We start from the raw sequence: 23035 nt of genomic DNA, 5'->3' as shown, positions 1-23035 counted from the left end.
CAGCCGCCCCTCATTCCAGGAGAAGCATGAATCCCACCGTCACCGCCGCCTCCGGGCTGATCCTGCCGGAGGCCGACCTTCCGGCCACCTTTCAGTGGGGCGTGGCCACCTCGTCGTATCAAATCGAGGGCGCGATCGCCGAGGACGGCCGAACACCGTCCATTTGGGACACGTTCTGCCGCAGACCCGGCGCGGTGCACGCCGGCGACAACGGCGACATCGCCTGCGACCATTACCACCGGATGCCGGAGGACGTCGCGCTCATCAAGAGCCTGGGCGTGGACACGTACCGGTTCTCGGTGGCGTGGCCGCGGGTGCAGCCGCACGGCCGCGGCCCGGCCAACCCGGCCGGCCTGGCGTTCTACGACAGGCTCGTGGACGAGCTGCTGGCGGCGGAGATCGAGCCGTGGGTGACGCTGTACCACTGGGACCTGCCGCAGGAACTGGAGGATGCGGGCGGCTGGCCGCACCGGGACACGGCGTATCGCTTCGCCGACTACGCGATGATGGTGTTCGACAGACTGGCCGACCGGGTGCCCACGTTCACCACACTCAACGAACCGTGGTGCTCGGCGTGGCTCGGCTACTTCGTCGGTGTGCACGCGCCTGGCCGCACCGACCACGACGACGCCATTCGCGCGGTGCACCATCTGCTGCTCGGGCACGGCCTCGCGACCCAGCGGATGCGGGCGGCCGGCGGGGACCACCGGTTCGGCATCACGCTCAACACCGGCACCGCGGACCCGCTGACCGACGCGCCGGAGGACGCCGAGGCGGCCCGCCGGGCGGACGGCATGGGCCTGCGCATCTACCTGGATCCGTTGCGGCACGGCGCGTACCCGGCCGACATGGTCGCCGAACTCGCCGAGCGCGGCGCCGCGTTCCCGGTGCGCGACGGCGACCTGTCGATCATCTCTACGCCGTTCGACGTGCTCGGCGTGAACTTCTACTTCGGACAGGACTTCAGCGGCACGGATGCGGACGGCCGCACCACCGACGACGAGGGCCACCCGGTGGTGCGCGGCGTGCCGCCGGGCACCGCCCGCACCGCGATGGACTGGCCGATCACCCCGGAGCGGCTGACCCGGTTGCTGGTGCGCCTGCACCGCGACTACCCGGGCCTGCCGATCGTCATCACCGAGAACGGCGCGGCCTTCGACGACGCGCCGGACGAGGACGGGTTCATCCGCGACGACGACCGCACCGAATACCTGGCGACACATCTCGAAGCGGTGGCCGAGGCGCGCCGGCAGGGTACCGACGTGCGCGGCTACTTCGCCTGGTCGCTGATGGACAACTTCGAATGGGCGGAGGGCTACGCGAAGCGCTTCGGCATCGTGCACGTGGACTACGAAACGCAGAAGCGCACCCTCAAGCAGAGCGGGATGTGGTTCCGCGACACCATCCGGCGAGTGCGCGGCGCCTGAGGGGTTCCGACCGTCGCCGGCCGCGCCGTCACCGCGGTCAGGACGCCGCCCGGCCGCGGTGACGGCGCGGCCGGGATGGCACGGCCGGCGCGGTGACGCTCGCCGCCGGCAGTCCGCCGTCGGCCAGCAGCCGGGCCACCGGCCGGGTCGCCGCGCCCAGGGCCACCGCGTCCGGACCGAGCCGGCCGAGATCGATGCTGGTTTTCGCGTACGGGTGACGCAACGCGCTGCGGGCGGCGGCGGCCCGGATGTCGGGCAGGAAGTGCTCCCCCAGTGCCAGGCCCAGCGGACCACCCAGCACGATGCGTTCCGGGCTGAACAGGTTCACCAGCGCGCCGATGCCCGCGCCCAGATAACGCACGGTGCGGGACACCACGTCCGCCGCCTCGCCGGACAACGTGCCCGCGGCCAGCAGGCGCGCCAGCAGCGCCCGATCATACGGCTGCCCGGTCGCGCCGGACAGCAGCCGGTTCACCGTCTCCCCGCCGATGTACGCCTCCAGGCAGCCGCGCGCGCCGCAGCGGCACGGCTCGCCGTCGAACACCAGCGTGGTGTGCCCCCACTCCCCGGCGTTGCTGTTCGCGCCGCGATAACCGTGCCCGTCCATCACCACCGCGGCGCCGACGCCGGTGCCGACCACGGCGATCACCGCGTGCCGGGCGCCGCGCCCGGCACCGAACCACATCTCGGCCCGGCCGACGGCCTGCACGCCGTTCTCCACCCACACCGGCGCCGCCGTGCCGGCACGCAGCATCGCGCCCAGTTCGACGCCGTCCCAGCCGGTGGTCTGCGACCAGACCACCGCATCGCCGTCGCCCTGGTCGACCACGCCCGGCACCCCGACGCCGAATCCAAGCAGGCGGGAATCGGCGACGCCGGCCTCGTCGCACACCTCGGACAGGCCGGTCAGCAAGCGGTCCACCGCCCGCGCCGGGTCGCGGGCGCCGTCGCCCAGCCGGTAGGCGCGCACCGCGAGGCGGGACATGGCCAGGTCGTACAGCTCGACCAGGACGCGTGTCTCGCCGACGTCGGCGCCGACCACGTAGCCGAAGCCCGGAGCCACCCGCAACAGGGCCCGTGGGCGCCCGCCGTCCGAACCCACCAGCCCCGCTTCCTCCACCAGCCCCTCGTCGAGCATTTCGCTTGTCAGGTTGCTGACGCTCGCCTGGCTCAGCGCGGTCGTGTCGCCCAGTTGCTGCCGGCTCTGCCGACCGCCGTGAAACAGGTCCGTGAGCAGGCTGGCCCGGTTGGCCCGGCGCACGTCGCGCACCGTCGTCCGTCTGGTCTGCACCCGCTGATCACCCCGGCCTCGTTCCCGACACGTCGACCGACATCATGCCGGTGCGCGTGCGCCGCCGCATGGCGCATCGCCTCCGTTTAGAGATCGACGGCTTCGGGGTAAGCCGCCTGCATCCCCACGACATAGGAGACCCGATGCGATTCGGATCGATCGGCGGACTGATCGTCCTCCTCTGGCTCGTGCTCGGCGCCGTCGCCGCCTACGAGCGCGGATATTTCGACGACGAAGGTGACGCCGGCTGCGCCAAGGCAGGCACGGTCGTCGTCACCGTGGTCGCCGGCCCGTTGAACTGGCTGGGCGTCAATCCCAAAATCAAGTGCGACATCCCGGAACCGAGCAAGTAGGCTCCCGCGCCACCCTCGGCATGGCCCCCGGCTCGCGCCGGGGGCCGTCGTCGTGTCCGCCGGGAAAACGACACGCCACGGAATGCCGTCGATCTCCGCCGGAGCCCTTAGGGTCTCTATCGGACAGAGGTGGTTGACCGCGGCGCCGCGTTGCCGATGGGTGGTTTCTCCTCCCGCACGGGTGCCCGCATGTTCGCCTTCCGGATGGTGATGATGCAGCCGACGAGTCGCCTCGCCCCGTTGCGGCGGGACCGGCTGCTGCTCGCCCTGGTGTGCGGCACCGCCGCGGTGGTGTGTTTCGAGGCGGCTGGCACGGCCGGCGCCGCCGTACAGGTGATCGCGGCATGGGTCGTCATCGCCGCGGTGCACGCCTGCCTGATCGCGGTGGCCGCCGCCACCGCCCGCACGCCGGGCCTGACCGCGGGCGCTCGCCGGTTCTGGGCGTCGGTGGCCGTGGGCGCGGCGATCTACCTCGCCGGTGACATCGCTCAGGTGGCCCATGCCGCGGCGGCACCCCGCACGCTCACCGCCGCGACCGGCGGCACGGCTCAGGTCGCCGCGCTCACCGTCGGCAGCGCGGTGCTGATGATCGCGTTGCTCGCCATGCCGCTCGGCTTCGGCACGAGCCGCGAACGGGTCCGCTTCTGGATGGACGTGGCCACCGTGATGGTCGCCGCGCTCGTCGTCGGGTGGTACCTGGTGGTGCCATCCGGCGGCGGCGACGCCGGCGTCCGCACGGCGGGTGCGGTGGTGCGCGGACCGGTGGTCGTCCTGCTCTGCTGCTTCGTCGTGGCAAAACTGATCATGTCCGGCACCGCGCCGTTCACCGGCCGGTGCGCCGCGCTCGGCGTCACCGCGGCGGTGGTCAAGTCCGGCGCCGACGCGCTGGCCCGGGACGGCCTGACCGAGCGGACGCTGCCCTGGTTCCTCGCCCTGACGGTGGCCGCGCACGCCCTGCTGTGCATCGCGATCCGCGCCACACAGCAGCAGATTCGCGACGACCCGCAGGCCGTCACGCGGCGGCGCGGTCGACGGCGATACAGCCTGTTGCCGTACGCGGCGATCGCCGTCACGTTCGCGCTGCTGATCGTCGCGGTGCGGATGGATCAGCGTGACGCCGTGCCGATCGCGCTGGCCGGAGCCGCAACCAGCACGGTGCTGGTGGTGCTGCGGCAGCTCGACGCGTTCCGGGAGAACGAACGTCTGCTGCGGGAACTGGACGCCAAGGTGACCGAGCTGCACTCCGCTCAACAGGGCCTGCATCGTTCCCTGGCCGAGCGGGACTCACTCGCCGCCCGGCTGCACCATCAGGCCTTTCACGACGACCTGACCGGGCTGCCCAACCGCTCGTTGTACGCCGAACGGCTGGACGCGGTGCTGACCCGCGGGGCCCCGGCCGTGGTGATGCTCGTCGACCTGGACGACTTCAAGCTCGTCAACGACGACTTCGGGCACGCCGCCGGTGACGCGCTGCTGCGCGAGATCGGTCGTCGGTTGCGCGGCTGCGTCCACGTCGGGGACACGGTGGCCCGGCTGGGCGGCGACGAGTTCGCCGTGCTGATCTCCCCGCCGCACGACGATCCCGCCGAGGTGGCCGCGCGCATCGTCGCGGCGGTGGGGGCGCCCATGGCGGTGGACGGCGGGGCGGCCCGCGTCGGCGCTAGCGTGGGCATCGCCATGACGACTCCGTCCGGGCCCGCCCGCACTGCCGAGGCGCTGCTGCGCACCGCCGACCGCGCCATGTACGCCGTCAAACGCGCCGGCAAGGGCTCCTTCACGATCGCCGACGGTGCCGGGCCTCAGTCACGCTCGATCAGGTGACCGACGATCTGCGGTCCCATCATCACCGCCTCGCCGGAACCGTCGCGACGGTCGTCCGGCTCCGGCAGCTCGACCGGGTCTCCGGTGGAACTGCACCCCACCGGGCGGGGGCCCACCCACGCCACGGTCAGCCGGGACTCGCCCTTGAGGAAACGCTGCACGCGCACCCCGCCGGTGGCGCGGCCCTTGGCCGGGTAGCGACCGAACGGTGTCACCTTCACCTGCGTCCCGGTGGACGTGACGACCATCGGCTCGCCGTGCCGCGGGTCGGCCGTGTCCACCACAGTGAACGCGACGACCTCGGCGTCGGCGCCGAGGCTGACGCCGGCCATGCCGCCGCCCTTGAGCCCCTGCGGGCGGACCAGTGTGGCGGCGAAGCGCAGCATCGACGCGTCCGAGGTGACGAAGGCGAACGATTCGCCGCCAGTCAGCCAGGTGGCCTGGAGCACCTCGTCGCCGTCCCTCAGGGAGATCACGTCGAACTCGTCGGAGCGGACCGGCCAATCCGGGGCGCACACCTTGACCACGCCCTGCCGGGTGCCCAGCGCCAGGCCCGGTGAGGCATCCGCGGCACCCATCGGCGCCAGCCCCACCACCCGCTCGCCCTTGGCCAACGGCACCAGCTCGGAGGCGGACATCCCGCCGCGCAGCGAGACAGTCCCGGTCTGCTCGGGCAGTACCGGCAGCGGCAGCACATCGATCTTGAAGGCCCGGCCGCGGCTGGTGACCAGCAGCACCCGTCCCCGGGCGGTCGAATGCACGAGCGCCCGCACCACGTCGTGCTTGACCCGGCCACTGCGCCGGCGGCCCTCGGACGCCTCTTCGCTCTCCGCCGCGGTGCGCGCGATGAGGCCGGTCGCGGACAGGATCACCTGGCACGGATCGTCGGCGACCTCCAGCGGGCCGGCAGGCACCGAGGCGGCGAGCACCTCCTTCAGGTCGCCGTCGATCAGCGTGGTGCGGCGCGGCTCGCCGAAGTCGGACGTCACCTGCGCCAGCTCGTCGGAGACCACCTGTTTGAGCACCTCGCCGTCGTCCAGGATGCGCGACAGCTCGGCGATCTCGGCACGCAGCCGCTCCTGCTCGGTCTCCAGCTCGATGCGGTCGAAGCGGGTCAGCCGCCGCAGCGGGGTCTCCAGGATGTAGGCCGCCTGGATGTCGCTGAGCCCGAACTCGGCCATCAGCGCCGCCTTGGCCGCCGCGGCGTCGTCGCTGCCGCGCACCAGCGCCACCACCCGATCGATGTCGATCAGGGCGATCAGCAGACCGTCCACCAGGTGCAGGCGGTCCTGCCGCTTGGTCCGGCGATGCGTGGTGCGCCGGGTCACCACGTCGTAGCGGTGCGCCAGGAACACCTCCAGCAGCGCCTTCAGGCCCAGCGTGCGCGGTTGCCCGCCGACCAGCACCAGGTTGTTGATGCCGAACGAGCTCTCCAGCGGCGTCAGTCGGTAGAGGTCGGCCAGCAGCGCCTGCGGGTTCACCCCGACCTTGCACTCGACCACCAGCCGGGTCCCGTGCTCCCGGTCGGTCAGATCCTTCACGTCCGAGATGCCTTGCAGACGGGCGGGCTGGCGTTGTCCCTTCCGCGGCCCGGAGACGATGAGCTTGCCCTTCACCTCGTCGGTGATCGCCTCGATGATCTTTTCGGTGCCCACGCCGTACGGCAATTCGGTCACCGTGATCGCCTGGCGCCCACGGCCGCCCTCCAGCGGTCCGGTCTGCGCCCGCGCCCGCATGCGCACCACACCCCGGCCGGTCTCGTACGCCCGGCGCACCTCGTCCAGGCCGAGCAACTGCCCACCGGTGGGCAGGTCCGGGCCGGGCACGAAGCGCATCAGCGCGTCCAGGTCCGCATCCGGCTCGGTGATCAGATGGCGGGCCGCCGCGACCACCTCGGCCAGGTTGTGCGGAATCATGTTCGTGGCCATCCCGACCGCGATGCCCGAGGTGCCGTTCACCAGCAGGTTCGGGAAGGCCGCCGGCAGCACCTTCGGCTCCTGCTCGGACCCGTCGTAGTTGGCCTTGAAGTCGACCGTGCCCTCGTTGATCTCACCGGTGAGCAGCATGGCCTCGCGCGACATGCGGGACTCGGTGTACCGCTCGGCCGCCGGGCCGTCGTCCGGCGAGCCGAAGTTGCCGTGCCCATCGATGAGCGGCGCGTTCAGCGAGAAGTCCTGCGCCAGGCGCACCAGGGCGTCGTAGATCGCCAGGTTGCCGTGCGGGTGGTAGCGGCCCATCACGTCGCCCACCACCCGGGCGGATTTCACGTACGGACGGTCGGGTCGGTGTCCCTGTTCGAACATGGACCAGAGGATCCGGCGATGCACCGGCTTGAGCCCGTCCCGCGCGTCGGGCAGCGCCCGCGAATGGATGACCGAGTAGGCGTACTCCAGGTAGGAGTCCTCGACCTCGCTGCTGACCGAGTTGTCGAGGACACGCGCGCCCGCCTGGTCGAACGCCGACAGGTCGACCCGCGACTCGTTGTTCTTGCGGCGTGCCATGTGTTCTGACCCTTCAGGCGTCGATCGTTTCCTGGTCGATGCGGCCGGCCGCTTCGATCAGCCAGTTCTTGCGCGGCTCCACGCGCTCACCCATGAGCAGTTCCAGGGTGGCCTCGGCGCGCTCCACGTCGTCCAGGGTGATGCGGCGCACCGCGCGGGTGGCCGGGTTCATCGTGGTGTCCCACAGCTCGTCGGCGTCCATCTCGCCGAGCCCCTTGAACCGGGGCACCGGCTTCTGCACCGCCCTGCCGCCCTTCTCCAGGCGGGCGACGGTGGACTCCATCTCCTGCTGCGTGTAGGTGTAGACGGTCTCCGGGTTGCGGCCCTTGGTCACCACCTTGTGCAGCGGTGGCATCGCGGCGAACAGCCGCCCCGACTCGATCACCGGTCGCATGTACTTGGCGAACAGGGTGATCAGCAGGGTGCGGATGTGGGAGCCGTCCACGTCGGCGTCGGCCATGATCATGACGCGGCCGTAGCGCATCGAGCCCAGCTCGAAGGTGCGGCCCGAACCGGCGCCGAGGACCTGCACGATGGCCGAGCACTCGACGTTGTCCAGCACCTGCTGCAGGCTGGCCTTCTGCACATTGAGGATCTTGCCGCGAATGGGCAGCAGCGCCTGGTACTCCGACGAGCGGGCCATCCGGGCGGTGCCCAGCGCGCTGTCACCCTCCACGATGTACAGCTCGCTGCGGCTGATGCCGGTGGACCGGCAGTCGACCAGCTTGGGCGGCATGGACGCGCCCTCCAGGGCGGTCTTGCGGCGGGCGGCGTCCTTCTGCTGCTTCTGCGTCAGGCGCACGCGCGCCGCGTCCACGACCTTCTGCAGGACGGTCCGCGCCTCGGATTTGGTCCGCCGCCCCTCCACCCACTGCTTGAGGTGCGCCTCCACCAGGCCCTGCATCACCCGGGTGATACCGGCGGTGGACAACTCGTCCTTGGTCTGCGAGGTGAACTGCGGCTCCGGCAGACGGACGTGGATGACCGCGGTCATGCCCTCCAGCAGGTCGTCCAGGACCGGCGCTTCCTCCTTGGCCTTGAGCAGGCCGCGCGTGTTGCGGATGGCCTCGGTGAGGGCCCGCACGAGGGCCCGGTCGAAGCCCTTGCGGTGGGTGCCGCCGTGCGAGTTGCGGATGGTGTTGGTGAAGCACTCGACGACGCGCTCGTAGCCGGTGCCCCAGCGGAAGGCGACCTCCACCTCGGCACGCCGCACCACGTTGGACTGCATGACGCCGTTGGCGTCGGCCGCGTTCTCCTTGTAGGTGCCCTCGCCGGCGACCACCAGGATGCCGGACACCGGGCGGTCCGAGGAGGGGGTGAGGAACTCCACCATGTCGGTCAGCCCGTGCGGGAAGTGGAACGTCTCGGTGGCCGGCTCGTCACCCGTCTCGTCGCGCAGCGAATACGTCACGCCGGGCACCAGGAACGCGGTGCTGCGCAGCTTGGCGCGCACCGCCTCGACGTCCAGGGCGGCGCCGTTCTCGAAGTAGCGTGCGTCGTACCAGTAACGCACCGAGGTGCCGGTGGCCTCGCCGCGCTTCATCTTCCGCGCCACCCGCAGGCCGGCCTGCCGGGTGAAGGCCGCCTTCGGGCCGGGCCCGGCGAACACGCCCGGCACGCCGCGCTGGAAGGAGATCTCGTGCACCTTGCCGTGTTGTTTGACGGTCACGTCGAAGCGTAGGGACAGCGCGTTGACCGCGGAGGCGCCGACGCCGTGCAGACCGCCGGAGGTCTTGTAGCCCGAGCCGCCGAACTTGCCGCCCGCGTGCAGCCGGGTGAGCACCAGCTCGACGCCGGACAGCCCGGATTTGGTGTTGATGTCCGTGGGGATGCCGCGACCGTCGTCGTCGATCCGGACCGAGCCGTCGGCATGCAACGTCACCGTGACATTCGTGGCGTGGCCGCCGACGCCCTCGTCGGTGGCGTTGTCCAGGATCTCGTTGACCAGGTGGTTGACGCCCCGGCTGTCGGTGGACCCGATATACATCCCGGGGCGCTTGCGGACAGCGTCGAGCCCCTCAAGGTGCGTGAGGTCGTCGGCTCCGTACAGGACCTCCGGCTGCGCAGTCACGAACAAACTCCCGATCAGGTGCGGTGCAACAACGCGGGCGAGCCTACCGGTCGGTTGTGACAGGTCCGGCGGACCGACCGCCACGCCGCGCGTCGGGGTCGGCAAATAATCTGAAAAAGGACAAATCGCTAGCAGAGGACCCCCTGCGGGTGCAAGGCCCGGGAAACCTCCATCGGACGGCGGCAGCCGGCCGGCGCCATCGGCGGCATCTCCTGGTAAGCCACCTCACGGTCGGTGGCCGCCCGGGTCGCCGCGCACACCACCACGGTGTCCTCGGGGGCGCAGCTCTGCAGACGCGAGGCCGCACTCACCACCCGGCCGCTGATCATGGCCTGGCCGCCGTCACGCACGGCGTCCGGGTCCACCATCACATCGCCGGTGGCCACGCCGACGCGGGTGTGCACCGTGTGCCGCCCGGCCAGGGCACGGCCACGCAACGCCTCCTGCACCAGCAGCCCGGCCTGCACCGCTGCCTCCGCCGCGCCAGCGGCGCCCGCCACACCGAAGACGGCCATCACCGCGTCGCCCACATATTTCTCGACCACGCCCCCGCACTCCCGGATCACCTGGGACACCGCGGCGAAGTAATCCACCTGGAGGTCGCGCACCTCGGCGCAATCCAACTCATCGATCAATCCGGTAAACCCGACGATGTCCACGAACAACACGGTGACCGTCTGCCGACGCACCCGTGTCGCGGTCCCTACCATGGCCCCCACTCCCTATGCGCTCGCTGTCCCCGACACGAACGTTGTCAGCGCCACGGCGTGCATGGATCGGCAAAACGACGTATCTGTGACAAAGAACGGTCCGAACCGACGAGAACGTGCCAGAGCCATCGGCACTAGGCTGCCCTGCATGACCAGCGAGGGGGGCGACGCACCACTGGTCGGGCGGCACGCCACGCTGGCGGCCGTCCGCACAGACCTGTCCGACGCCGGGCCCGGCGGGTCCGCGGCCGTCTTCGTCACCGGCGAGACCGGGGTCGGCAAGACCCGTGTGCTGACCGAGATCGCGGCTGCCCTGCGCGCCGAGGGTGCGGCAGTGGTGTGGGGCACCTGCCTGGACATCGGTGACGCCTCACCCCTGCATCCGGTGCTGCACGCCCTGCGCCGGCTCGGCCGTCGTCCGCCCGAGGAGGACGGCGATGCGGGCACCCCGCTCGACCAGGTGTCCCGGGAACTGGCCGAGGTGGCCGGCCCGCGCCGCCTGCTGCTGGTCCTGGACGACCTGCAGTGGGCCGACCGCAGCACCCGGCAGCTTCTGCTCTATCTGCTCGCCGGGCTCGGTGAGCTGCGCCTGTCGGTGCTCGCCGCGGTCCGCGCCGAGTCGCTGCACGGCACCCACCCGCTGCGCCGCGTGCTGGCCGAACTGCGCCGACTGCGCTGGGTCAGCGTGGTCGACCTGGCGCCCCTGGACCGCGCCCAGACGGCCGAGCTGGTCGCCGCGGTCGCCGGAGCCGGGGTCGCCGACGAGGATGCCGAGGCCGTCTTCAAGCGCAGCGGCGGCAACCCCTTCGTCGCCGAAGAACTCGCGCGCGACCTGCGCGACGGACGAGTCGAGCTGTCCGACACGCTGCGTGAGATCTTCCTGTCCAGGGTGGACGAGCTGCCGCCGCCCGCGCACGCCGTCGTGCACGCGGTGGCGGCCGGCGTGGAGCCGGTCGACCACGCGGTGCTCGCCCGTGTGGTCGACGTGGACGGCGCCGAGCTCATCGACGCGGTGCGGGTCGCCGTCGCCCGCCGCTTCCTGGTCAGTTCCGCGGACGGCTACCGACTGCGCCATCGCCTGGTCGCCGAGGTACTGGCGCAGGAGGTGCTGCCGGCCGAGAGCGCGGCACTGCACCGCCGGTACGCCGCGGCGCTGACCGCCGTCGGGAGCACCGACCACGCTCGCCTCGCGCACCATTGGCAACGCGCCGGCGAACCGGGCCGGGCACGCGAGCCGGCCATCGCGGCGGCACGCGCCGCGGAGGGCCTCTACGGTGTCGCCGAGGCACACCGATACTGGACGCTCGCCCTGGACCTGACCCACGACGAGCACGCGGACCGGACCGGCCTGCTGGGCCACGCGGCCGAGGCCGCGCACCGCTGCGGCGAGCATCAGCGGGCACTGTCGCGACTGGACCAGCTCGCGCAGCGTCCGGACGGTCCCGGGGAGTGCGAGATCCACCTGCGGCGGGCCCGCTATCTCGCGGCGGCCGGCCGGTCCGCCACCGCGGAGACCGAGTACGAGCGTGCGCTTGCCGCACCGGCCTGCACCGCCGTCGAGAAGGCGTCCGCCGCGGCGTACCTGGCCGAATTGCTGCTGCATCTGGGCCGCAACGCCGACGCGCACGCCCGCGCCCGCGTGGCGCTGGACCTGGCCGAGCGCGACGGCACCACGGCCGACGTGGTGCGCGCCAGCGCGGCGCTCGGATCCAGCGCCGCGCTGCGCGAGGACCCGGACGCCGGCCTGGCGGTGCTGCGGCACGCCGTGCAGATCGCCGAGCGCGACGGCAGCCCGGAGGATGTCGGCTGCGCGTACCTGCACTTGGCGGAGCTGCTCACCGGGCCGCTGAACAGCATCGAGGAGGGTGTCCTGGTCGCCCGGCACGGTGCGCAGAAGCTGGCCGCCCTCGGCGGTGCCCGCAGCTACCAGACGCGGCTGCTGGCCGCGGCGGGCAACGGGCTCTTCCGGGTGGGTCAATGGTCGGAGGCGGCGGCCGTCGTGGAGGCGGCGATGCGGCACCGCCCGTCCGGCGCCGATGCCGTCGAGCTGCTACTCGCCCGCTGCCGGCTGTGGGTCGGCTTCGGCGACGTGGAGGCAGCGCACCGGGACCTGGACGCGGTGGCGACCATCCTGGCCGGCGGCGGCGCCCGGCACGTGCTGCCGATGTTGACGCTGCGGGCCGGCCTGGCGATGTGGCAGGGCCGGCATGCCGAAGCGCGCGCCGCGGTGCAGCGTGGGCTCACCGAGACCCGCTCCGACGACCTGGTCCTGCTCGGCGTCCTCGCCTGGCACGGGCTGCGGGCGGAGGCCGAGGCGCAGTCCGGCGGCAGCGTCGCCGTCGACCCCGGCGCGGTACGACGGCTGCGAGCGGTCGTGGACCGGATGTCGCGCAACGTGAGCGCCGCCGCTCCCCCGGTCCGGGCCGTGGTCGAGGGCTACCTCGATCTGTGCGCGGCCGAGTCCAGCCGGATCGAGCAGCAGCACGACCCGCGGCCGTGGGCGCGCGCGGCGCAGTCCTGGGACCGGCGCATGCAGCCGTACCCGGCGGCGTACTCCCGGCTGCGCCAGGCGGAGGCCGTGCTGCACCAGCGATCCGGGCGTGCGGACGCGGCCGGACTACTCCGTGCGGCATACCAGACGGCGCAGGCGATGGGCGCGCGGCCGTTCGCGGCCGAGATCGCCACGGTCGCCGCGCGCGACCGGGTGGCGCTGTCCGACGAGCCGGCGCCGCCGACCGCAGACGAGCGTGGCGACGAACTCGCCGCCCTCACCGCCCGCGAACGCGAGGTGTTGGGTGCGGTCGCCGAAGGACTGACCAACCGGGAGATCGGCCAGCGGTTGTTCATCAGCGAACGCACCGTCGGGGTCCATGTCGGGCACATCTTCGACAAGCTCCAGGTACGCACCCGGGTGCAGGCCAGCCGCCGCTATCTGCAAGCCACCTGAGGCGAGATACGTACGGCGTACGTACGCGGAAATACGTCATTCTACTGATCCGGCGGGACCGATGCGCTGACAAGCTTGCCGACATGGGGGAGCACCGGCCGGCGGTGGCGGCCGCCGACCGGTGCTAGGGCTCCCAGAACTTGAAATTCGTTCGTGGAGGAACCGATGAACGAGTCGGTCTGGGGGCCCTGGCACCAGGATATGACCGGCCTGCTGACCGGACACCCCGACGACGTGCCTGCCGTCGTCGATCAGCTCACCAAACTGCAGGACATGCTGGAGCGGATTCCACCGTCCGTGCACGGCGGGTCACTGACCGACTTCAACCGTGTGTATCTGCGCAGCACCACCAGCCTGCTGGACGAGTTGTACGAGGGCCGCTTCGCCGACCCGGCGTTCCTCTCCCGGCTGGATGTGGAGTTCGCCGCGCGCTACTTCGACGCCTTGCGCCAGTGGACCGGCGGCAGTCGCTGTCCCCGCGTGTGGACGGTGCTGCTCGACCGGACCACCGGCGCCCGGCACGACCGGGTGCCCTGCGCGGCCGCCGGGATGAACGCACACCTCAACTTCGACCTGCCGTTCGCGCTGGTGACCACTTTCGACCATCTCGGGTCGGACCCGGTCGACGACAGCGACCAGCACCACGACTATCTGCGGATCAACGAGATCTTCGCCGCCGCGTCGCCCGAGCTGGCCAGCGGCTGCCTGGACCGCTGGCGGCTGCTGATCGACACCATGAACGGCGAGCTGGACGAGTGGTGGCAGGGCGAGACGGTGACGTACTCCCGCAATGTGTCGTGGCGCAGCGCGCAGCGGCTGTGGACGTTGCGCCACGACCTCGCCGCGACCGATCGGGAACGGGCCCGGCTCGACGGCAACGCCGCGGCGCTGGGACGGCTGCTCGTCTCGCCGATGGGCGCATTCCTGCACTAGGTGTTTCGTAGTCCCGGTCGAGCCGAGGCGGAGTCCCGGCGGCGATCGGCGGCTACTCGACGACGATGAGCCGCGCGGTGGTCGCGTCGCCGTCACGCCTGCCCGCCACGCCGATCCGCACGCCCGTGGTGACCGCGTCGGCACCGACCTTCTTCTTGTCCTGCACCACGCGCAGCTTGTCCCCGTACGTCCAGGTCAGTGCGAAGCCGTCGGCGGACTTGACGGTGACTGAGCCGGAACCGGTCGCGGTCACCGTGCCGCGTTGCACGACGATGGTGCGCGTGCCGTCCTTGCCCTGCGCCGCCACCTCACCGTGCAGGGTGTTCTTGCGCAGGTAGCGGCGGACCCCGCCATGACGATGCGTGCCCTTCGCGGCAGACGCCGACGGCGACGGCTCGGTCTGCAGACCGACGGTGCGCAGTGCGGACGCCTCGTCGGCCACTCCGGCCGTCGCGGAGCCCTCCGCGGGCCGGGCGGCGGTGACGCCGCAGGCGGTGAGGCCGAGCACTCCGGAGAGGCCCAGCGAGGCGAGGACGAGCGTGGCGCGGGTGCGAGTCATGACGGCCAGCGTGCCGCCGTCGCGCACGAAGCCGGTCAGCGTGATGTTCGGGTCGGGTAAATCTGCGCGGACGTCTGGTCCGGGCGCGCCGGATAGGGCACGGCGACGGTGAACCGCGCCCCGCCCTCGGCCGCATGACCGGCCTCGATGGTGCCGCCGAGCCGCGCCACGAGCCGCGCGGCAAGCGCCAGCCCGAGCCCGCTGCCGACCTTGCGGATGCCTCGGTAACGCCGGTTCAGCGCGCCGCGTTCGAACGCCACCGCCAGATCGTCGTCGGTGAAGCCGGGGCCGCCGTCGCGGACCTCAACCACGCCCGCGTCCGCCTCGGCGCGCACCGCGAGCACCAGCGGGGCGGTCGGCGGCAGCACGCGCAGCGCGTTCTCGCACAGCCCGTCGACCACCTGCCGGATGCGGCCCGGATCGGTCTGCACCAGCACCGGTGCGGGCGGCAACTCGGTCACCAGCCGGGGGCCGTCGGGATCGCACCGGGTCTGCCATGCCTGGGCGGCCGCGCCCATCAACTCCACCAGGTCGACCAGCACCACGTCCAGGGGCAGGTCGGCGGCCTCCAACCGGGACAACACCAACAGGTCGGAGATGAGCCGGTCCAGGCGCTGCGCCTCGGCCAGGATCGTCGCACCGGCACGCTCCGCGCCGTCGCCCTCGACCACGCCGTCGGCCAGCGCCTCGGCGTAGCCGCGGATGGTGGACAACGGCGTACGCAACTCGTGTGACACCGACAGCAGGAAGTCCCGCTCGCGGCCCTCGCTGACCTGCAGCGCGGACGCCAGTTGGTTGAACGCGGCGGCCAGTTCCGCGGCCTCGGCCGGCCCCTGGGTGGACAACCGCACCGACCGGTCGCCGGCGGAGAGGTGACCGGCCGCGACCGCGGCGCGGCGGATCGGCCGGGCGATCAGCCGGGCCAGCACCGCGCCCGCAACGACACCACCGGCCAGGCCCGCCAGCAGCGCCCGCCAGACACCGCCCAGGACCAGGCCGCCCACGCCGGACGCCACCCTGCGGGAAAGCACCACACCGGCGGAGTCGCCGCTCAGCGGGCGGCCGACGATGAACGAGGAGGTGCCGCCGACCATCCCCCGGGTGTTCACCTGCCGTCCCGCCGCCACCTGCTGCACCACCCGTCCGGGCAGGCCCGCCCGGCCGGCCTTGCCGTGCCGGATCAAGAAGACATTGATCTTGTCCTTGCGGAGTTCACGGACGATCCGCGGGCGGGTCCCCGGCTTGGCGTTGTCGAGAAGCTGCACCGCCAGGGCGGTCTTCTGCACCAGGTCGGCGCGCACCGCCTGATTGACCGAGCGCACCGCGATGGGCAACGCGACGAGGGCCGTGACGATCACCGACACCACCGCGGTGAGCGCGGTGACCAGCACCACCCGGGCGGTGAGAGTGCGCAGGAGCCTACGCATCGGCGGTGTAGCCGACGCCGCGCACGGTGCGGATCAGGCCGGCCGCCCCGCCCAGCTTGGCGCGCACCTGGGCGACATGCACGTCGACGGTCCGGGTGCCCGCATGCGAGGCGTACCCCCAGACGCTGGCCAGCAACTCCTCCCGGGTGAACACCCGGCCAGGCCGCCCCAGGAGGTGGCCGAGCAGGTCGAACTCGGTCGGCGTCAGGCTCAGCGCGGCGCCGTCCACGGTGGCCAGCCGGCGGGCGGGATCCAGCGACACCGGGCCGAGCGTGCGCACCCGGTCGCCCTCCGGCGGACCGGACGCGCGGCGCAGCAGCGTCTTCACCCGGGTGACCAGCTCGCGCGGGCTGAACGGCTTGGTCACATAGTCGTCGCCGCCCAGCTCCAAGCCGAGAATCCGATCGATCTCGTCGTCACGGGCGGTGAGGAAGATGACGGGCGTCCAGTCACCGTCGGCACGCATCCGCCGGCAGATGTCGGTACCTTCCAGGCCGGGCAAAGCGATGTCCAGGATGCAGGCAACCGGGCGCAGACGTCGCGCGGCGGCCAGGCCGGCGTCGCCGTCATGCTCGACGTGCACGCCGAAGCCGTCCCGGCTCAAATAGAGTCGCACCAGGTCGGCGATCGGACGCTCGTCCTCGACCACGAGGACCAGTCCCTTGCCGGGCGTCTCGGTCACGCACCCATCATGCACGCCGAGGGTGCCGGCACGATGTTCGGGCACGGTAAGGATGACGGGTTCCGGCATGTCGGTGGGCAGTGGCGGCCACACGGGGTAAGACGGAACGCATGACCGATTCTCCGAGCGATGCGCGCCGGGCGGAACCCGAGACCACGCCAGCCGACCGGGACGCCTCGCCGACGACCGAGCAGACGGATGCGGGCGACTACGAGTACGACGAGGCGCACCAGGGCGGCGACGGCGGCTCCGGTGTTCCGGGCGGCCAGTACGGTCCACCACCACACTGACCACCCCAGTCCCGAAGCCCCCACATCCCCACATCCCCACACCCCCGCACCTCCGCGCCCCCAGACCCCGCATCCCCGCCCCGCGTCCAAGCCCCGCCCACCCCGCGTCCAGGCCCCGCCCACCCCGCGTCCAGGCCCCGCCCCCACCCCGCGTCCAAGCCCCGCCCCCACCCCGCGTCCAAGCCCCGCCCCGGCCCGGCGTCCAAGCCCCGCACGATCTTGAACTTTTCGGGACCGTTTCACGGCATTTCGCACCTTTTATGCGCCCACAAACTCCAAGATCGACCACCTCAGACGTCGATCTTGGAGTTTGTGGGGCGATAAGTCGCCTTTGTGCATTTCCGGAGCACACAAACTTCAAGATCCACGGCGTGGGAAGGGGGCGGCGTCACGGACGGGGCGTCACCGCGGCGTGGGAATGGGCGGCGTCACGGACGGGGCGTCACCGCGGCGTGGGAAGGGGCGGCGTCACGGAAGGGGCGTCACCACGGGGTGCGAAGGGGGTGGCGTCACGGAAGGGACGTCACCGCGGGGTGCGAAGGGGCGGCGTCACGGACGGGGCGGCGGCGCGGGGCGCAAAGGGGCCGGCTGGAGGAATCGTGGGGGATTGGAGAGCGTTTTCCCATGATCGCCTCCGCGGCGGCGCACACCCGTGCCACCGTCGTGGTAGATGCCCGTTACGCGCCGTTCGCCGCAGCCGGCCCGCGCGTCGAACGGGCCCCGAGTACCGGAACCGGCCGGGGCGCGCCCGAATCTATTGACACTTGCGAAAACCGGGCGTAACAATCCGCCCATGGTGGAGAGCGCTCTCCAGTCAGGCTTCCCCGAGCCCCCGATGGCTTCCCCGAGCCCGTCCCCGTAGGAGTCCCCGTGCATCTGGCTTCCCGCCCGATACGACGATCGTTACCCGCTGTCGTCCTGGCTGCCGTCGTCATCGCGTACGTCGCGGTCGCGCAGCTCTCCGCGCACGCCGCGGACACCCTCCTGTCGCAGGGCAAACCGGCGACGGCCAGCAGTCAGGAGGGCGAGGCTTGGGCGCCGTCGTTCGCCGTCGACGGCGACGCCGGCACCCGGTGGTCCAGCCAGTTCAGCGATCCGCAATGGATCCGCGTGGACCTCGGCGCGACCGCCACCCTCACCCAGGTCGTGCTGCAATGGGAGTCCGCCGCCGGCAAGTCCTTCCAGATCCAGACCTCACCCGACGGCAACACCTGGACCAACGTCTACACCACGACCAACGGCACCGGCGGCACCCAGACGTTGAACGTCTCCGGCAGCGGCCGGTACGTGCGGATGTACGGCACCGCGCGCACCACCGGCTACGGCTACTCGCTGTGGGAGTTCAAGGTGTACGGCTCGACCGGTGGCGGCGGCCCGACCGACCCGCCGACCACCCCGCCCACGACGCCGCCGACCACGGTGCCCGGTGATTTCAGCACGGTGTGGACCGACGACTTCAACGGCTCGGCGAACACCTCGCCGTCGGGCGCGAACTGGCTGCTGCGCACCGGCACGCAGTACCCGGGCGGCGCGGAGCACTGGGGCACCGGCGAGGTGGAGACCGCCAGCAACTCCACCGCCAACGTCTCCCTGGACGGCAACGGCAAGCTCAACATCAAGGCAATCCGCGACGGGAACGGCAACTGGACGTCCGGGCGGATCGAGACCCAGCGCAGCGACTTCGAGGCCAAGCCCGGCGAGCAGCTCAAGTTCACCGCGGTGCTCAAGCAGCCCGACGTGGCCGACGCGTCCGGGTACTGGCCGGGATTCCGAGCCACCGGTGCGGCGTACCGGGGGAACTTCAACAACTGGCCGGGCGTCGGCGAGACCGACATCATGACCGACGTCAACGGGCGCAGCCAGCTCTCCCAGACGCTGCACTGCGGCACCGCGCCGGACGGACCGTGCGGAGAGTACAACGGGCGCGCCTCCGGGTTCGCCAGTTGCACCGGCTGCCAGACCGGTTACCACGAGTACACGCAGGTCATCGACCGCACGAAGACCGACGAGGAGATCCGCTTCTACCTCGACGGGCGGCAGACCTGGATGGTGCGCGAATCGCAGGTCGGCGTCACCGCCTGGAACGCCGCCGTGCACCACGGCTTCTTCCTCCGCTTCGACCTGGCGGTCGGCGGCTCGCTGCCGAACGCGATCGCCGGCTTCACCACGCCGACCGCGGACACCACGTCGGGCGGTGTGCTGAGCATCGACTCGGTCAGTGTGGCCCGCGCGACCGGCAGCACCCCGTCGGCGATGACCGACCCGGCGGTCCCGTCCGGGCCGAGCGTGGTCAAGGTGACCGGCAGCCAGGGCAACTGGCAGCTTCAGGTGAACAACCAGCCCTGGCAGATCAAGGGACTGACGTACGGCCCGCCGGCGCAGGCCGCCGACGGCTACATGCGCGACCTGAAGAACATGGGCGTCAACACCATCCGCACCTGGGGTGTGGACGACACGAACACGCCGATCCTGCTGAACACCGCCGCCCGCCAGGGCATCAAGGTGATCGTCGGTGAGTGGCTCAACCAGGGCGCCGACTACGTCAACGACACCGCGTACATGAACTCGGTGAAGACGACCGTCGTCAACCAGGTCAACGCCCTGAAGAACAACCCCGGCGTGCTGATGTGGGACGTCGGCAACGAGGTCATCCTCACCATGCAGGACCACGGGCTGTCGGCCTCGGAGGTGGAGGCCCGCCGGGTCGGGTACGCCAAGTTCGTCAACCAGCTCGCGCAGGCGATCCACGCCGCCGACCCGAACCACCCGGTCACCTCGACCGACGCTTACACCGGCGCCTGGCCGTACTACAAGCAGTACGCGCCCGACCTGGACCTGCTGGCGGTCAACTCGTACGGGGCGATCGGCAACGTCTACAACGACTGGGTGTCCGGCGGGTACACCAAGCCGTACGTGGTGACCGAGGCCGGGCCGGCCGGCGAGTGGGAGGTCCCGGACGACGTCAACGGCGTGCCGACCGAGCCGACCGACCTGCAAAAGCGCGCCGGATACACGAATAGCTGGAACGCAATAAACGCGCACCCGAAGGTCGCGTTGGGTGCGACCGAGTTCCACTACGGGCTGGAGAACGACTTCGGCGGCGTCTGGCTGAACACGTTCACCGGTGGGTGGCGGCGGCTCGGATACGGTGCGCTCAAGCAGGCGTACACCGGCACCCCGCTGGACAACTCCGCACCGGAGATCCGCGCCATGACGGTGTCGAACCAGACCGCGGTCCCGGCCGGCGGCACATACACGATCAGCACCGACACCAGCGACCCGAACGGTGACCTGATCCGCTACAACCTGATGTACAGCGACAAGTACATCAGCGGCGGGACCGGGCTGACCAATGTGGTCTTCACCGACAACGGGAACGGTTCGTTCACCGTACGGGCGCCGGAGAAGCTGGGCGTCTGGAAGGTGTACGTGTACGCCTTCGACGGCCACGGCAACGTCGGCATCGAGCAGAAGTCGATCAAGGTGGTGCCGCCGACCGTACCCGGCACGAACCTGGCTCGGGGCAAGACCGTCACCGCCTCGTCGTACCAGCCGACCGGCAGCAACGGGCCGCAACTGCCGGCGTACGCGGTGGACGGCGACTACGGCACCCGGTGGGCCAGCGAATGGGTGGACACCGCGTGGCTGCGGGTCGACCTCGGCTCGGTGCAGTCGTTCAACCACGTGCAACTGGCGTGGGAGAACGCGTACGCAAATGGCTACTCGGTGCAGGTGTCCAACGACGGATCGAACTGGTCCACGATCTACTCCACGAGCAGCGGCAACGGCGGGTTCGACGATCTGAACGTGAGCGGCACCGGCCGGTACGTCCGGGTCAACGGCACCAGCCGAGCGACCACGTACGGCTACTCGCTGTGGGAGTTCGGCGTGTATCGCCAGTAACGTCCCGGCCACCCGGTCGCGCGGCGTTCCCCGTCATCGGGGGGCGCCGCGCGTCTATTCGGGAAGCGCCGCGGCGGGTTCGGCGCTAGACAGGATCGGTGCGGGAGATCTACTGCGACGAGTCCGGGTACGAGGGCGAGAAGCTCATCGACACCACCACCGAACTCTTCGCCCATGCCAGCGTGGCGGTGCCGGACGCCGACGCGGTGCTGGCCGAGCTGCGTGCGCGGGTCCGGTCCCCGGCCACCCAGTACAAGGCGGGGCATCTGCTGCGGGCCAAGCACCACGCGACGCTGACCTGGTTCCTCGGCCCGGACGGGCCGATGCGCGGCCGTGGCCGGGTCTTCCTGGTCGACAAGGCGTGGCTGCTCGCGCTGCGCACCGGCGAGCTGACCGGCATGCCGCCCGCCGAGGTGTACGCCCGGCCGCCGTACCATCTGGCCGCCGCCAACGACGTGCTGCGCGGTAAGGACCGGCCGGGGGTGGTGGACGAGTTCGTCCGGGTCTGGGACCTGCCCGGCTGCCGCGAGCGGGCCGAGCTGTTCCGGGCCTGGTTGCGCACCGACCCGGTGGTCAACTCGGTGCTGGATCCGCTGGTGCCAGCGATCGTCGCGGCGGTACACCATTGGAGCACGGTGGACGGCGGCGGTGCGGTGATCGTCGCGCACGACCGCCAGATCATGTTGCCCCCGGCCCGGGTGGACCGGGTGCGGGAGCTGTGCGCGGGCCGGCTCGCCGGCATGCGATTGCGGGACGCGCAGCACCAGCCGCAGATCCAGGTCGCCGACATGCTGGCCGGGACCGTCCGGGCACTGGCCACCAGGATGCGGGCCGGGCGGACCGGGAACAGCACGGCAGACGTGATCCGGCCGTACGTGGACGAGACCTCGATCCTGCCCGCCACCAGGAAAAAGAGCCAGTAGCACACCCCGCGCACCCCGCGCACCCCGCACCCGCCGCACCCGCCGCACCCGCCGCACCCGCCGCACCCGCCGATCATGAACTTTGTGTGGGTGCTATGCGTGATTGGCGGCTTTGGTCGACACACTTTCTCCAAGATCGACGACTATTGGCACGACCATCTGAGCGATCTTGGGGGTTGCGCGACGTTACGCGGCTTTCATGCCGGTCCGTCGCCGTTGGCTTGACCGCCGTCGCCGTGACCCGCCGCGCCGACCCGCCGCCGCGACCCGCCGCTGTCGGCTTGACCGCCGTCGGCACTGTCGTGACACGCGCGTGATGCACGCGTGTGAAATCGACGCGGTATCCGCTTTCGTTTTCCGAGTCGTGTCTGCGAATTGTTCCGGAACCGTGGGCGATTCATTGACATCGAACGCTTCGACGACCGAAACTTCCGATGCCGCTCCCCCATTTTCCCCACGGAGTCCCCGATGATCCCCTCCCCGCCTGGCATCGAGAACGACCGCGCCGAGCCGTCGACCAGCGCCGGCCGTCACCACCCTCGCTCCACGAAAAAGGGCTGTCTGATCGCCGGCGTCCTCACCGCGGGCTTGTCCCTTACCGCGTGCGGCGCACCGAGCCCTCCCCCGGACGCCTCTGCCCGCACCCCGGCTTCGTCCGGCGCGCCGGGCTTCTTCGGCGGCACCGACCTCGCCTGGATCGAGATCAATATTGCCATGGACGAGGAGTTACGGCCGCTGCTCGGCCTGGTCGCGGACCGGACGGACCGGCAGCCGGTACGCGCGTACGCGGCCCGGGTCGACGCCTTCACGCAGGCCGAGCTGACCGTGCTGCGCCGGCTGCACGACGACGCGCGGCTACCGGATGAGAACCCGCACAAGGGGATGACCATGCCCGGCATGGTCACGCCCGAGCAGGTGTCCCGGGCCGCCGCACAGCGAGGCGCGGGCTTCGACACGGTGCTGTTCGATCACGTACGCGCGCATCTGGAACAGGGCGTGCGGCTCGCCGAGAGCGAGCAGAAATCCGGGCTGGAGCCGCGGACCACATCTCTCGCCGACCGTGCTCGCAACGATCGCCGGAAAGCGCTGGACGAACTGACGGCGCTGTCCGGATCATGATTTCCGGACAGCGCCGCCATTGCACCTTTTCAACCTGGCATCGAGCCCGCCGGTTGCGCGCCGTCGATTAGCGGCGGC

16 protein-coding genes are annotated in these 23035 nt (G+C 71.3%); 9 read left to right on the top strand and 7 right to left on the bottom strand.

The window, feature by feature from the left end:
- Positions 1-26 precede the first annotated feature (26 nt).
- Complete coding sequence (locus tag IEY73_RS09275) at positions 27-1427, top strand: GH1 family beta-glucosidase (protein WP_189078710.1); 1401 nt, start codon at positions 27-29, stop codon at positions 1425-1427.
- Positions 1428-1464: 37 nt separating this feature from the next.
- Here IEY73_RS09275 and IEY73_RS09270 read toward each other — a convergent pair whose 3' ends face one another.
- Positions 1465-2718 carry an ROK family protein gene (locus IEY73_RS09270; RefSeq protein ID WP_189078709.1) on the bottom strand — a complete coding sequence of 418 codons (1254 nt, stop codon included), beginning with the start codon at positions 2716-2718 and terminating at the stop codon, positions 1465-1467.
- A gap of 44 nt (positions 2719-2762) precedes the next feature.
- On the opposite strand from IEY73_RS09270, the gene IEY73_RS09265 reads away from it, so the two are divergent.
- Positions 2763-3071, top strand: a complete 309-nt coding sequence (locus tag IEY73_RS09265) for a hypothetical protein (RefSeq protein WP_444543371.1) — start codon at positions 2763-2765, stop codon at positions 3069-3071.
- Between the two features lie 129 nt (positions 3072-3200).
- On the top strand, positions 3201-4892 hold the full coding sequence (locus tag IEY73_RS09260) for a GGDEF domain-containing protein (protein WP_189078708.1): 1692 nt from the start codon (positions 3201-3203) through the stop codon (positions 4890-4892).
- Here the strand turns inward: IEY73_RS09260 and IEY73_RS09255 are convergent.
- From IEY73_RS09255 to IEY73_RS09245, 3 genes are all read right to left on the bottom strand, one after another.
- On the bottom strand, positions 4871-7393 hold the full coding sequence (locus IEY73_RS09255; protein WP_189078707.1) for a DNA gyrase/topoisomerase IV subunit A: 2523 nt from the start codon (positions 7391-7393) through the stop codon (positions 4871-4873). The two genes, IEY73_RS09260 and IEY73_RS09255, sit on opposite strands and share 22 nt — an antisense overlap.
- A gap of 13 nt (positions 7394-7406) precedes the next feature.
- On the bottom strand, positions 7407-9464 hold the full coding sequence (locus IEY73_RS09250; protein WP_189078706.1) for a DNA gyrase/topoisomerase IV subunit B: 2058 nt from the start codon (positions 9462-9464) through the stop codon (positions 7407-7409).
- Between the two features lie 128 nt (positions 9465-9592).
- Positions 9593-10174, bottom strand: coding sequence for an adenylate/guanylate cyclase domain-containing protein (locus IEY73_RS09245; protein WP_189078705.1), 582 nt, complete (start codon positions 10172-10174; stop codon positions 9593-9595).
- Between the two features lie 148 nt (positions 10175-10322).
- Between IEY73_RS09245 and IEY73_RS09240 the strand changes: the two genes are divergently transcribed.
- Both IEY73_RS09240 and IEY73_RS09235 read left to right on the top strand, forming a co-directional pair.
- On the top strand, positions 10323-13121 hold the full coding sequence (locus IEY73_RS09240; protein WP_189078704.1) for a helix-turn-helix transcriptional regulator: 2799 nt from the start codon (positions 10323-10325) through the stop codon (positions 13119-13121).
- Positions 13122-13286: 165 nt separating this feature from the next.
- On the top strand, positions 13287-14054 hold the full coding sequence (locus tag IEY73_RS09235) for a DUF5995 family protein (RefSeq protein ID WP_189078703.1): 768 nt from the start codon (positions 13287-13289) through the stop codon (positions 14052-14054).
- A gap of 52 nt (positions 14055-14106) precedes the next feature.
- Here IEY73_RS09235 and IEY73_RS09230 read toward each other — a convergent pair whose 3' ends face one another.
- Genes IEY73_RS09230 through IEY73_RS09220 form a run of 3 tightly spaced genes read right to left on the bottom strand, consistent with a single transcriptional unit; the run spans position 14107 to position 16722 of the window.
- Positions 14107-14613 (bottom strand): hypothetical protein, encoded by a 507-nt coding sequence (locus tag IEY73_RS09230; protein ID WP_189078702.1) that lies wholly within the window; start codon positions 14611-14613, stop codon positions 14107-14109.
- A 35-nt stretch (positions 14614-14648) separates the two neighbouring features.
- Positions 14649-16040 carry a sensor histidine kinase gene (locus IEY73_RS09225; protein ID WP_189078701.1) on the bottom strand — a complete coding sequence of 464 codons (1392 nt, stop codon included), beginning with the start codon at positions 16038-16040 and terminating at the stop codon, positions 14649-14651.
- Positions 16033-16722, bottom strand: a complete 690-nt coding sequence (locus IEY73_RS09220; RefSeq protein ID WP_189078700.1) for a response regulator transcription factor — start codon at positions 16720-16722, stop codon at positions 16033-16035. Before IEY73_RS09220 ends, IEY73_RS09225 begins: the two co-directional genes overlap by 8 nt.
- Positions 16723-16832: 110 nt before the next feature.
- On the opposite strand from IEY73_RS09220, the gene IEY73_RS09215 reads away from it, so the two are divergent.
- The 4 genes from IEY73_RS09215 to IEY73_RS09200 all read left to right on the top strand — a co-directional run bounded on the left by IEY73_RS09215 (position 16833) and on the right by IEY73_RS09200 (position 22957).
- Positions 16833-17012, top strand: a complete 180-nt coding sequence (locus tag IEY73_RS09215; protein WP_189078699.1) for a hypothetical protein — start codon at positions 16833-16835, stop codon at positions 17010-17012.
- Positions 17013-17882: 870 nt separating this feature from the next.
- Positions 17883-20915 (top strand): discoidin domain-containing protein, encoded by a 3033-nt coding sequence (locus tag IEY73_RS09210; protein ID WP_373292762.1) that lies wholly within the window; start codon positions 17883-17885, stop codon positions 20913-20915.
- A 98-nt stretch (positions 20916-21013) separates the two neighbouring features.
- Positions 21014-21838 carry an NAD-dependent protein deacetylase of SIR2 family gene (locus IEY73_RS09205; RefSeq protein ID WP_189078698.1) on the top strand — a complete coding sequence of 275 codons (825 nt, stop codon included), beginning with the start codon at positions 21014-21016 and terminating at the stop codon, positions 21836-21838.
- A 468-nt stretch (positions 21839-22306) separates the two neighbouring features.
- Positions 22307-22957 (top strand): DUF305 domain-containing protein, encoded by a 651-nt coding sequence (locus IEY73_RS09200; RefSeq protein WP_189078697.1) that lies wholly within the window; start codon positions 22307-22309, stop codon positions 22955-22957.
- Positions 22958-23035 lie beyond the last annotated feature (78 nt).

Origin of the sequence: Mangrovihabitans endophyticus, from assembly GCF_014646155.1 — a bacterium.
GTDB lineage: Bacteria > Actinomycetota > Actinomycetes > Mycobacteriales > Micromonosporaceae > Actinoplanes > Actinoplanes endophyticus.
The sequence above is the reverse complement of the archived record's forward strand: the minus strand, read 5'-3'. Positions and strand labels throughout refer to the sequence as shown.